This window comes from Azospirillum sp. (assembly GCF_050789165.1).
Map to the genome: position 1 here is coordinate 1 of NZ_JBOZRT010000005.1, position 12,542 is coordinate 12,542.

At 70.0% G+C, this 12,542-nt stretch carries 6 protein-coding genes and 1 pseudogene; 1 reads left to right on the forward strand and 6 read right to left on the reverse strand.

The window, feature by feature from the left end:
• On the reverse strand, positions 1-6,049 hold a 6,049-nt coding region (locus tag ACRWK7_RS00125; RefSeq protein WP_431854129.1), incomplete at its 3' end, for a cadherin domain-containing protein.
• A 548-nt stretch (positions 6,050-6,597) separates the two neighbouring features.
• Here ACRWK7_RS00125 and ACRWK7_RS00130 point away from each other — a divergent pair.
• A pseudogene (locus ACRWK7_RS00130) lies at positions 6,598-6,822 on the forward strand (IS5/IS1182 family transposase); the annotation flags it as partial.
• Positions 6,823-6,838: 16 nt separating this feature from the next.
• Here ACRWK7_RS00130 and ACRWK7_RS00135 read toward each other — a convergent pair.
• The 5 genes from ACRWK7_RS00135 to ACRWK7_RS00155 form a co-directional block, all read right to left on the reverse strand.
• The gene (locus ACRWK7_RS00135) at positions 6,839-8,098 is read right to left on the reverse strand and encodes a multidrug effflux MFS transporter (protein WP_431854130.1); all 1,260 of its coding nucleotides are present in this window, start codon (positions 8,096-8,098) and stop codon (positions 6,839-6,841) included.
• A gap of 61 nt (positions 8,099-8,159) precedes the next feature.
• Positions 8,160-8,504: a ComEA family DNA-binding protein gene (locus tag ACRWK7_RS00140; protein ID WP_431854131.1), complete on the reverse strand. Its 345-nt coding sequence runs from the start codon at positions 8,502-8,504 to the stop codon at positions 8,160-8,162.
• 58 nt (positions 8,505-8,562) lie between these two features.
• Complete coding sequence (locus tag ACRWK7_RS00145) at positions 8,563-9,702, reverse strand: extracellular catalytic domain type 1 short-chain-length polyhydroxyalkanoate depolymerase (protein ID WP_431854132.1); 1,140 nt, start codon at positions 9,700-9,702, stop codon at positions 8,563-8,565.
• A 111-nt stretch (positions 9,703-9,813) separates the two neighbouring features.
• The gene (locus ACRWK7_RS00150; RefSeq protein ID WP_431854133.1) at positions 9,814-11,439 is read right to left on the reverse strand and encodes a lysylphosphatidylglycerol synthase domain-containing protein; all 1,626 of its coding nucleotides are present in this window, start codon (positions 11,437-11,439) and stop codon (positions 9,814-9,816) included.
• Positions 11,440-11,501: 62 nt separating this feature from the next.
• Positions 11,502-12,446, reverse strand: coding sequence for a D-alanyl-D-alanine carboxypeptidase family protein (locus ACRWK7_RS00155; RefSeq protein ID WP_431854134.1), 945 nt, complete (start codon positions 12,444-12,446; stop codon positions 11,502-11,504).
• Positions 12,447-12,542: the final 96 nt, after the last annotated feature.

The window sequence follows — 12,542 nt, forward strand, 5'->3', positions numbered from 1 at the left end:
AGTTGCTGAAGCGGTTGACGATGGTGACGTCGTCGGTGCTGCCTTGGAAGCGCAGATGCAGATGGTCGCCGTCGCGCACGAAGTACAGCTTCGCCCGATCGTAGCCGGCGCCGAAGCGCACCGTGTCGGCGCCGCTCTCGTTGACCAGCCAGTCGGCACCACCGGTGAACAGGATCACGTCGTCGCCGGCGCCGCTGTTGATGTTGTCGTTGCCGGCCCCGCCGTCCAGGGTGTCGTTGCCGGCGTTGCCCTCCAGGGTATCGTTGCCGGCGCCGCCGAACAGGCTGTCGTTGTTGTTGCCGCCATACAGAAGGTTGGCCGCACCGTTGCCGATCAGCGTGTCGTTGCCGTTCTCGCCGTAGCCGATGTCGGACGCGCCGTCCTCGCCGCCGTCGGCGGAGAAGTCGATCATGTCGTCGCCGTCGCCGCCGAACGCCGAATCGGCGCCGGCGCCGCCGAGCAGCAGGTCGTTGCCGCCGTAGCCGCCCAGCGTGTCGTTGCCCGCCGCACCGCGCAGCGTGTCGTTGCCGGTGTGGCCGTAGAAGTTGTCGGCGCCGGCCGTGCCGGGGGTGTTCAGCGTCAGCGCCGGGTTGCTCAGGTCGATGGTGGTGCCGTCGGCGAAGACCACGGTCTGCAGGTAGGTCGCGCCGGCGCCCGGACCGGCGAAGCGGCCGTAGACCAGCACCCCCTCCGTCCGGCCGCTGAAGCGCAGCGAAAGGTCGTTGCCGTAGCGGGCGAAGGACAGGTCGGCCGGGTCGAGCCCGGCGCCGAAGCGCAGCACGTCGCCCGCAGCGCCGATGATGGAGTCGACTCCGTCACCGACGTTGAACAGGTAGGTGTCGTTGTCGCCCTGTCCGGCCAGCGTATCGTTGCCGGCGCCACCGCTCAGCGTGTCGTTGCCGGTGCCGCCATTGATCACGTCATTGCCGGCTTTGCCGTCGATGACGTCGGCCGCCGCAAAGCCGACCAGGGTGTCGGCGCCGTCGGTGCCGTCGTAGCGGACGACCAGGCCGGGGCTGAGCAGGTCCACCTCGCGGCCGTCGGCAAAGCGCAGCCGCTCGGCCGCGCTGTTGGCCTGGAACTGGCTGTTGAGGGTCACCTGCTCGCTGCGGTCGGCGAAGCTGACCACGAGGTTGCCGCCCGAGCGCACGAACGACACCATGTCCGCGCTGAAGCCGGCACCGAAGGCGACGGTGTCGGTGCCGAGGCCGGCGTAGATGGTGTCGTTGCCGTCGCCAGCCTCGATGATGAAGACATCGTCGCCGTCCTGGCCCTGCAGCGTGTCGTTGCCGGTGCCGCCGGTCAGCGTGTCGTTGCCGGTGCCACCGAGCAGGTTGTCGCTGCCGGCGTTGCCGGACAGCACGTCGTTGCCGTCCTCGCCGTACAGGATGTTGTTGCCGTTGTTGCCGATCACCGTGTCGTTGCCGGCGTTGCCGTTGCCACCGTCGGCGGCGCCGTCGTCGCCGCCGTCGGCCGAGAAGTCGATGAGGTCGTCGCCGTCGCCGCCGTACACGCCGTCGGCGCCAGCGCCGCCGATCAGCGTGTCGTTGCCGCCATAGCCGAACAGGCCGTCGTTGGCGGCCAGACCGCGGATCAGGTCGTTGCCGGTGTAGCCCTTTAGCGTCTCGGCGGTGTTGGTGCCGACGACCTCCAGCGCCAAGTCGGTGCGCGCCAGGTCGATGATCGTCCCGTCGGCGAGGCGCAGCGTCGGCACGAAGCTGGTGCCGCTGCCGGTGTCGCCGGAGAAGCGGCCGGCGACGACGATCGTGTCCGTGCTTGTGCGGAAGCGCACCAGCAGGTTGTCGCCGGAGCGCGACAGGTAGGTCGCGGCGGCGTCGTAGCCGGTGACCTCCAGCACGTCGCCGAGGCCGCCGACGATGGTGTCCACCCCGTCGCCGGGGGCGAAGCGGAAGACGTCGCTGCCGGCACCGCCAATCAGCGAATCATTGCCCAGGCCGCCGCTCAGCGTGTCCTGGTCGTTGCCGCCATCCAGCGTGTCGTTGCCGCGGCTGCCGATCAGCACGTCATTGCCGGTGTCGCCGTAGGCGAGGTCCCCGGCGCCGCTGTCGCCGTCGACGCTGCCGTCGATCAGGTCGTTGCCGAGGCCGCCGTACAGCGTGTCGGCGCCCGCCCCGCCGTAGAGGCTGTCGTTGCCGTCGCCGCCGGTGATGGAATCGTTGCCGGCCTTGCCGTACATGATCTCGCTGTAGGCGAAGCCGTCCAGCGTATCGGCCCCGGCGGTGCCGGTGGTCTCCACCACCAGCGCGCTGCTCGTCAGGTCCACCGAGGTGCCGTCGGCGAACACCGCCGTCTGCACATAGGACGCGCCAGGACGCAGACGGTCGTACAGCAGCACCTGATCGGTGCTGTTGCGGAAACGCAGGATCAAGTCGAGGCCAGTGCGCGTGTAGTACAGGTTCGCCGCCTCATAGCCGGCGGCGAAGCGCAGCACGTCGTTGCCGCCGCCGTTGCGCACGCCGTCCTGGCCGCCGGTGAAGAGGATGGTGTCGTCGCCGGCTTCGGAAAGGATGGTGTCGTTGCCCGCCCCGCCGTCCAGCGTGTCGTTGCCGGCGCCGCCGTACATGTAGTCGTTGCCGCCGCCGCCGAAGACGCTGTCGTGGCCATCCTCTCCGTAGAGGATGTTGGCGCCCGAGCCACCGATGATCGTGTCGTTGCCGATGTCGCCGCGGGCGTTCTCGGCCGACCCGTCGTCGTCCGTGGCGAAGTCAATCACGTCGTTGCCGGCACCGGCCAGGATGTAGTCGGCCCCGGCACCGCCGATCAGCGTGTCGTCGCCGCCATTGCCGTACAGGGAGTCGCTGCCGGCGCCGCCTATGAACCGGTTGCCCCCCTCGTCGCCGGTGAAGGCGTCGTTGAATGCGGTGCCGATGAACGCCTCGATGCCGATGAACTGGTCGCCATAGGCGTCACCGCCGTTGACGCCGGTAGCGAGGTTGACCGTCACGTTGCCGGTCGCATTGGCATAGCTGGCGGTGTCGCTGCCCGCCCCGCCGTCCAGCGTGTCGGCGCCGCCGCCGCCGATCAGCGTGTCGTCCCCGCCGCCGCCGGTGATCCGGTTGTTCAGGGCGTTGCCGGTGCCGGCGAAGGCGCCCGTGCCGTCGAACGTCAGGTTCTCGACGTACGGGGTCAGGGTGTAGGCGTTCAGCGTGGTGCGGACCGTGTCGTTGCCCTCGTTGTTCGCCTCGACCACGGCCTCGCCGACGGTATCGACGAAGAAGGTGTCGTTGCCCTGGCCGCCGACCAGAGAGTCGAGGCCGGTGCCGCCGTCCAGCGTGTCGTCGCCGGCACCGCCGATCAGCGTGTCGGCTCCGCCGCCGCCGAGGAAACTGTTGGCGCCCGTATCGCCGGTGAAGCTGTCGTTGAAGGCCGAGCCGGAGAAGGCCTCGATGCCGGCGAACTGGTCGCCCGTCGCGCCGCCGCCGTGCACGCCGGTGGCGAGGTTGACCGTCACACCCGTCGTCGCCGTGGCGTAGCTGACGGTGTCGCTGCCAGCGCCGCCGTCCAGCGTGTCGGCACCCGCCCCGCCGTCCAGCGTATCGTTGCCCGTGCCGCCGGTGATCCGGTTGTCGCCAGCGTTGCCGGTGCCGGTGAAGGCGCCGGTCCCGATGTAGGTCAGCGTCTCGACATGATCGGCCAGCGTATAGCTCGACAGCACCGTCTGCACGGTGTCCACGCCCTCGCCGGCGAGTTCCGTGACCACGTCGCCGGCGGTGTCGACCATGTAGAGGTCGTTGCCGAGGCCGCCGATCAGCGTATCGACACCGGCACCGCCAGTCAGCGTGTCGTTGCTGACGCCGCCGACGATCCGGTTGTCCAGACCGTTGCCGTTGCCGGTGAAGGCACCGGTCCCATCATAGGCGAGGTTCTCGACGTTGGCGCCCAGCGTGTAGCTCGACAGGGTCGTGCGCACCGTGTCGGTGCCTGCTCCGGCCGTCTCGCTGACCACATCGGCGGCGGCATCGACGTAGTAGGTGTCGTTGCCGCTGCCACCGGCCATGGTGTCACTGCCTGTCCCACCGTCCAACGTGTCGGCCCCGCCGCCGCCGAGCAACGAGTCGTTGTCCGCTCCACCGAGAATCCAGTCGGACGCGCCCGAGCCGGTGATCGTGTCGTCACCCGCCCCGCCATCGATCTGCGTAATGCCGCTCAGCGCCGTGCCCGCGAAGTTCAGCACGTTCGCTGCCCCGTCGCCGGCGATGCTCACGCCGGTGTGGCCGTTCGCGGTGATCGTCTCGACGCCACTGAGGCCCTTCAGCCCGATGACGGTGCCGTCGGCGCTCGCCCGGATGGTGTCAGTGCCCGCCCCGCCGATGACCGAGTCGAAGCCGTCGCCGGTGCCGGACACCAGGAACAGGTCGTTGCCGCCATCGCCGTCCAGCACATCGTCGCCGGCCCCGCCGGTCAGTGTGTCGGCTTGGTTGCTGCCGGTCAGCGTGTCGCTTCCCGCCAGCCCGGTCATCGTCCAGCGGTCGAGTGGTGCCGCGGCGGAGGTCGCGACATCGTCGTCCGCCGTGCCGGTGTAGGTCTGCACCTCCACCACGTTGGTGACGGCGATGGTGAAGCTCTGTTGGCTGGTGAGACCGCCGGCATCCGTCGCCTGCACCGTGATGGTGTGGCTGGCGGCGCTCTCATGATCGAGCAGGCTGCCGTCTGCCACGCTGACCACGCCGGTGGTCGCATCGATGGCGAAGCGCCCGCCCGCATCGTCGCTCAGGCTGTAGGTCAGCGTGTCGCCAGCGTCCGGATCAAGAGCCGAGGCGGTAATGCCCACCAGCGTGCCGGTCGCCGCGTTCTCCGCCACTGTGTTGGTGGCCGCGTCGGCATCCGCCGGGGCGCCCGGGGCTTCGTTGACGTTGCTCACGCCGATGATCATCGACTGCGTCGCGGTCAGCATGCCGTCGCTGGCCTGGACGGTGATGGTGTGGCTTGCCGCCTCCTCGCGGTCAAGCAGGCCGCCATTCGCGACCGTCACCACGCCGGTGGCGGCGTCGATGGCGAAGCGCCCGCCGGCGTCGTCGCTCAGGCTGTAGGTGATCGTGGCGCCAGCGTCCGGGTCGAGGGCGAGCGCGGTGACGCCGACCACGGTGCCAGCCGCAGCGCCCTCGGCCACCGCGTTCGCCGCCGGGTCGGTATCGGTCGGCGTGCCGGGAGCCTCGTTGGCATCGGCTATGCCGATGGTGACGCTCTGTTGGCTGGTGAGACCGCCGGCATCCGTCGCTTGCACCGTGATGGTGTGGCTGGCGGCGCTCTCGTAATCCAACAGGCTGCCGTCTGCCACGCTGACCACGCCGGTGGTCGCGTCGATGGCGAAGCGCCCACCCGCATCGTCGCTCAGGCTGTAGGTGATGGCGTCGCCAGCGTCCGGATCAAGAGCCGAGGCGGTAATGCCCACCAGCGTGCCGGTCGCCGCGTTCTCCGCCACCGTGTTGGTGGCCGCGTCGGCATCCGCCAGGGCGCTCGGGCCTTCGTTGACGTTGCTCACGGCGATGGTCATCAAGGCGGTGCTGGTCTGCGAGCCGTCGCTGGCCGCCACCACGATGGTGTGGCTGGCTGCGCTCTCATGGTCGAGCAGCGAGCCGTCGGCGACCGTGACCACGCCGGTGGTCGCGTCGATGGCGAAGCACCCGCCCGCGTCGTCGCTCAGGCTGTAGGTCAGCGCATTGCCCTGCGCGTCGCCGGCCCGCGCGGTGACGCCCACGACGGTGCCGACGGCGGCGCCCTCCGTCACGGCGTTCGCCGCCGCATCGGCGTCGGCCGGGGCGTCCGGCGCGGTGTTCAGCACCACAAGGGTGTCGTCGAACCGCAACTGGTCGATGCCGGACAGCGTGGTGGTGTCGCCCGTCGCGGTGTGCGTCACCACGCCGGGCTGCGTCAGGTCGTAGTCGGCCTGGGTGCCGGCGAAGACGGCGGTGTCCAAGCCGTCGCCCCCCGTCAGGGTGTCGTTCCCGCCCAGGCCGAGGAAGAGGTCGTCGCCGGAGGTACCGGTCAGGATATCGGTGCCGGAGGTGCCGGTGATGGTGCTGGGCATGGAGAGGTCTGCCTTGAAGCCGGAGGAAGGGCGAAAGCCGCCGTCACGCGCGGGGAGCCCGGCGTGGGAGGGGAAATCGGGGGGTGACAAAGCCGCGTCGGGCGCAAGCGGAGGCGCATACGCGACGAGCTGAGTGCCGGTCAGGCCGGCCGCCGGCGCACCACGCTAAGTTGGAACGCGCAAGCATAACCCGGTTCCGTTCGAGAACATGCGCCGCTCGCGACACGCCAATCCGCGAATATCAATCTGTTTTGCCCGCAAAGATGACATGCATGCATGTCATTGCAATGAATTTTCGAGCATGCGGCAAAATGGACAATTACTTAGAAATCGAAACTATTGATTCGATTCGAATTGCATTCAGCGGGGAAGCGCCGCCGGCCGGCATTCCACTCGTTTTTCGGGGAGCTTCGGCCGCAAGGCGCTCGTGAACGGGGAGGAGATTGTCTTACCTGACCGCAGGCACCCGTTTCACTGGCGGCCTTCCGTCCCAAGCAGCCGAAGCTGGCCGCCCTGCTCGACGAGGCCGGGGAGAAGGGCGACGTCGCCTACGCCAGAAGATCACCGGGAAGGGGGCAGCCGCGGTCATCCCGAACAACCTGTCCCGATTGCGCAAACACCCAATGGACAGGCATCTCTACGCCCAGCGACACTTGGTCGAGTGCTGCGTCTCCAAGCTCAAGCAGTTCCGCCGCGTCGCCACGCGGTACGAGAAGGCCGCCAGGAACCACCTCGCTGTGGTCACCGTGGCGGCCATCGTTCTCTGGCTTCGATCCGTGTCCACAGAACCTAAGGTCCGCCGTCCCGCACCTTCATCAACTGCCCGCGCTCGGTGACCAGCACGGTGACCAGCGCCGCCACGCCCAGCGCGGCGAAGCCGATGATCAGCGGCCGGACGGTGCCGTCGAAGGCCTGCCCGATCACCCAGCCGAAGAACGCCCCGGCCGCCGTGGTGTAGAAGCCGACGAAGGACGACCCCATGCCGGCGACGTGCCCCAGCGGCTCCATGGCCATGGCGTTGAAGTTCGGCGCGATCAGGCCGAAGCAGTAGAACACCACCGCCATGAAGGCGCCGAGCACCAGCAGCGGCGGATGCTCGGGAAAGCCCAACAGCGCCATCACCAGACAGGCGGCGACGTGCACCAGCAACGCCGCGTGCGACACCCGCCGCATGCCCAGCCGGCCGACCAGCCGCGTGTTGGTCAGCGAGGCCAGCGCCATGACGCCGGCGATGGCGCCGAAGGCCACCGGGAACAGCTCACCCAGGCCGTAGATGTCGACGAAGATCTGCTGGGCGCTGCCGACGTAGCTCAGCAGGCCGCCGAACATGAACCCCATGGCGACGGTGTAGCCGAGCGACCAGCGCGTCGTCACCACCTTGCCGAAGGCGTGGCCGAGCGCGGCGCCGGACAGCGGCATCCGGTCCTCCGGCGGCCGCGTCTCGGGCAGGCGCAGCGCCGCCCAGCCGAGCGCCGCGGCGGCGACCAGGAACAGCGCGCCGAAGATCCACGGCCACGCGGACACCATCACGATCCCCTCGCCGATCGCCGGGGCGATCACGGGAACGATGATGAACACCATCATGACGAAGGACATCACCCGCGCCATGTCGCGGCCGACGAAGCGGTCGCGGACGATGGCGATGGCGACCACCCGCGGCGCCGCGGCGCCGAATCCCTGGAGCGCGCGGAACGCCAGCATCCAGCCGAAGCTCGGCGCCAGCGCCGCGCCCAGCGACGCCACGGCGAAGATCACCAGCCCCACCGCCAGCACCGGCTTGCGCCCGAACCGGTCGGACAGCGGCCCATGGAACGGCTGCCCCACCGCGAAACCCAGCATGTAGCCGGTGATGATGAGCTGGCGGTCGTTCGGCTCCAGCACGCCGAAGGTGCCGGCGATGTCCGGCAGCGCCACCAGCATGATGTCGATGGAGAGCGCGGTCATCGCCATCAACAGCGCGATGAGGCCGACGAACTCGGCGAAGCGGACGTCCTGCGTCCGCGGGGAAAGGTCGTGCGAATAGGGCATCGGCAGAGTGTGGTGCGACACCCCGCCGCGGGCAAGCGGTGCGGCGGCAGGGCGGCCATGCGGCCACCCTGCCGCGTTCCCATCAGACCGTCAGGCGGTCGCGCACCGGGGCGAGCACCTCGGCCGGCACCAGTCCGCGGCTCACCAGATCGTCGACCGACTTGAACGGCCGGGCGTGCAGGATGCGCTTGGCGCGCGCCTTGCCGATGTGCTTCAGCGACATGAGGTCATGCGGCGTCGCATGATTGAGGTTGATCGGGCCGGTGGGCGTTGGCGGCGCCTCGCCCTTCCGTTTGCCCTGGCCCTGCGGCGGGCGCTCCTTCTTCGCGGTACCGCCGCCCTTCAGAGCGGTGTAGGCCACGGCCCCTGCCACGCCGACGGCCACGGCGGCCGCGGCCCCGGCGATCGTCTTCTTGTCGATGTCCATCTCAACGCTCCTGAAGCCTTGTGGCGTCAGCAACGCGCGAGGGCGGGCGGACGTTCCGTCAGCGCTTCATCAGGCCGGCCGCCTCCAGCGCCCTGGCGATGACGGACTGGATCTTCGCGCCCAGCGCATGCTCCGCATGGGACGGTTGCGGTTGCGGTTGCGGCTTCGCCTCCGGCGCCGGCCGCCGCGCCTCCACCTCCGGCACGCCCTGGGTCAGCCCCCAGGATTCGGCGATCCGCCACGTCGAGGAGACGCCGATATCGAGGATGAACGGCCCGGCGCGGCCGCAGCGTCCGTCGCCCTCACCTGGGCAGACCGCCACGCCGTGCGCCATGCCGGACAGCGTGTGCAGTTCCACCGCCGGCTCGCCAGCGGCGTTGCGCCAGACCCGCTCGGTGTGGACACCGGCGGTGCGCTCCACATCCGGGACGGGGCCGAGGGCGTGCAGGTCGAGCCACTGCTTGACCACCTCGTCGGCGTTGCGCGGCAGCACCGTGGCGTCGGCGTCGCCGTGCCAGACCGCCACCCGCGGCCATGGCCCGCCGTGCGACGAGGCGGAGCGGACGAGGTCGCCCCACGCCTGCCGCGGCCGGCTGCGCGGCTGGAACATGGCGTCGAACGCCTCGCCCACCGTCCCCGCGGCGCCGTACGGCAGGCCGGCGACGACGGCGCCGCCGGCGAACAGCTCCGGATGGGTCGCCAGCATCACCGAGGTCATGGCGCCGCCGGCCGACAGCCCGGTGACGTAGACCCGGCCGCGGTCCAGGCCGTGGTCGGCGACCATGCGCGCGACCATGGCGCGGATCGATTCGGCCTCGCCGGAGCCGCGGCGGGTGTGCCTGGGCTCGAACCAGTTGAAGCAGGCATTGGCGTTGTTGTCGCGCCGCTGCTCGGGCAGCAGCAGGGCAAAGCCGAAGCGGTCGGCGAGGTCCACCCACCCCGCCCCATAGCCGTAGCCCGACGCCGTCTGCAGGCAGCCGTGCAGCGCCACCACCAGTGGCGCCGAGCGCTGCAGCCGCGCCGGCACGTGGGTGAGCATGCGCAGGTTGCCGGGGTTGGAGCCGAAGTCCGTCACCTCGCCCAGCGGGCCGGCCTCGGCGCCGGGCATCCGCTTCGCCTGCGCCGCGGCGTTCTTCAGGGCCTGCCATTGGCGGCGGTGTTTGGCGAGCTTTTCGGTGGTCTGGCCGAGGTTCAGCAAGGAAGCCATCCTTCCACGGGTTTCACCCGCATTCTCGTCGCGGGTTGAACCCGCATTATGTTGCAGTGCAGCATATGGGGTCAACCGGATGGCGGCGCAATGGTTCCTGGCTCAGGAGCAGTCGGCCGCCCGACCGCGCGACGCCGCGCCGACCAGATGGATCACCGCGGCGGCCAGCGCGATCACCCCCACCGCGACCGAGGCGCGCAGGAAGCGCGAGGCGTCGCCGTGCAGGGCGAAGTGCCACCACAGCTCGTCGCCGAACTGCACGTGCTTGTAGGAGAACAGGCCGAGCCACAGCGCGCTGGCCAGCGCCACGCCGACCGCGACGAACCACGCCGGCGACAGGCACTGCGCCAGGATGGCGCCGCGGCGGTAGAACTCCGCGCGCGCCGGCAGCAGCGCCAGAAAGATCAGGCCGGGCACCACCGCCTCGCGCCAGTCGCCGCCCTTCATCAGCAGCGACGACAGGCACCCGGTGGCAAGCAGCACCAGCGACACCACCCAGGCGGCGTGCAGCCGCCTCTGGATGGCGTGCGACAGCAGGATCAGCAGCACGCCGACCACGCTGCCGGTGAAGTGCGACATCTCCACCAACGGCAGCGACACCGCGTTGAACGGCGAGGGCAGCACCTCGTCCGGCGTCGCCCGCGCGAACAGCAGGAAGGCGCCGGTCATGAAGGTGCAGGCGGCCAGCACCAGCGGCACCACCGGGCTGACGACGGCGTTCAGCCCGCGCGACGTGCTGCGGATGCGGTGGCGGGCCTGGAACGCCTCCAGCGCGCCGAACATCAGGCCGGCCAGCACCAGTGGCGCCAGATAGTAGATCAGGCGGAACACCAGCAGCCCGGCCATGACGTCGTTGCCCGGCATCTCCGGGGTGAGGCTGACCAGCACGATGGCGTCGAACACGCCCAGGCCGCCCGGCACGTGGCTGATGATCCCGGCCACCAGCGCCAGCCCGAAGGCGACCACCACGTCCATGTAGCTGACCGCCTCCGAGGCCGGCATGCACAGGTAGAGCACCGCCGCCGCCAACGACAGGTCGCACAGGCCGAGCAGCAACTGCCCCACCGCCACCGACGGTTTCGGGAAGGCGATGGCGTGGCCGCGGATGCGGAACGGCCGGCGGATCCAGGCGCCGGCCAGCACGTACGCGGTCAGCAGCGCCAGCGCCCCGCCGCCGAACAGTGTCGCCGCCTCCGGCGCGATGTGCAGCGCCTTCAGCGCCGTCGGGTCGAGCAGCATGACGATGGGCATCACCACCGTCAGCCCGAGGGTGAAGGTGGTGACGACGAACAGCGTCACCTGCGCCACGTCCACCCCGCCCAGGCCGAGCGGCGCGTAGAGCCGGTAGCGCACCGTGGTGCCGATGATACTGGCGAAGCCCAGGCTGTGGCTGAAGGCGTAGCTGGTGAAGGCGGTGAAGGCGATCCAGCGGTAGGGCAGCCGGCGCCGCAGGTGGTGCAGCGCCAGCACGTCGTACAGCGTCAGCAGCCAGTAGCTGACCGCCGCCGCCACCGCCGCCCAGGCGAGTTGGCGGCTGCCGATGCCGGCGATGGCGCGGCGGATGTCGGCGACGCTGGTGTGCTCAAGCCAGCGGTTGAGGATCACCAGCGCCGCGGCCAGCAGCGCCAGGATCAGCAGGCCGGTGCCGTAGCGCAGCAGCGCCTGGACCACCGTCCGACGGCGGTCCGCCTCCGCGCCGAGGTCCGAAGTGCGTGCCGTGTCGACCATTCCCCCACCGGCTGCCAGTGCGCCCGTGGGGGTTCAACAGCGAAAGCGCGCGAGGGTTCGCCTCAGCGCGCCGCCACCGTGTCCTTGGTGGTGCGAAAGCCCTTCTCCAGCAGCTCGGCGACCTCGCGGTCGCGGATGGAGGCGGTGGAACCGCCGAGCACCACGGCGATCAGGCGCTGGCCGTCGCGGCTGGCGCTGCCGGCGAGGTTGAAGCCGCTGGCGTTGACGAACCCGGTCTTGATGCCGTCGTAGCCGGCGACCTTGCCGAGCAGGCGGTTGTGGCCGGCCACCACGGTGTCGTTCCAGGTGAAGCTGGTGCGCCCGAACATGGCGTAGTAGCGCGGCGGCAGCAGCGTCACCGCGCGGGCCAGCCGGGCCATGTCGCGCGCCGTCGTGCGCTGCTCGCGGTTCGGCAGGCCCGAGGCGTTCTTGAAGGTGGTGCTGGTCATGCCCAGCGCCTGCGCCTTGGCGTTCATCTTCTCGGCGAAGGCCTGCTCGCTGCCGCCCAGCGCCTCGGCCAGCACCACCGCCACGTCGTTGGCCGACTTGACGGTCAGCGCCAGGATCGCGTCCTCCACCCGGATCGTGCCGCCCGGCACGACGCCCAGGCGCGACGGCTTCTGGTTGCAGGCGTTGCGCGACACCGGAAGCTCCTGGTCGAGGCGCAGCCCGCCGCGCTCCAGCGCCTCGAAGGTCAGCAGCAGCGTCATCATCTTGGTCAGCGACGCCGGGTAGGTGGCGGTGTCGGCGTTGCTCGACTCGAGCACGCGGCCGGTCTTGGCGTCCATCAGCACCGAGGCGTGCACCGGATGGAAGCCCGCGACGGCAGCCGCCTTGCCCGCCTTGCGGCTCTTCTTCTTCTTGACGGTCGCCTTGTGGACCACCGCCTTCGTCGCGGTCTTGGTCTTGGTTTTCGCCGCCGCCTCCAGCGGCGTCAGGGACAGCGGCGCGGCGACCGCGAACGACAACAGGAGGGGCAGGACGAAACCGAACGGCGATCGCGGCATGATGGGCCCGGGGCTGGTGTGGTCGCCCGATTTATGCCGCAAGCGATTAACAAAACTTTACCAATGGTTTGTGAGACGTCCCGGATATGTCACTTG

Bases quoted from the DNA above. Each gene is read 5' to 3' on its own strand.
- ACRWK7_RS00140 (WP_431854131.1), bottom strand. From the start codon at position 8,504: ATGGACATCGACAAGAAGACGATCGCCGGGGCCGCGGCCGCCGTGGCC.
- ACRWK7_RS00150 (WP_431854133.1), bottom strand. From the start codon at position 11,439: ATGGTCGACACGGCACGCACTTCGGACCTCGGCGCGGAGGCGGACCGC.
- ACRWK7_RS00155 (WP_431854134.1), bottom strand. From the start codon at position 12,446: ATGCCGCGATCGCCGTTCGGTTTCGTCCTGCCCCTCCTGTTGTCGTTC.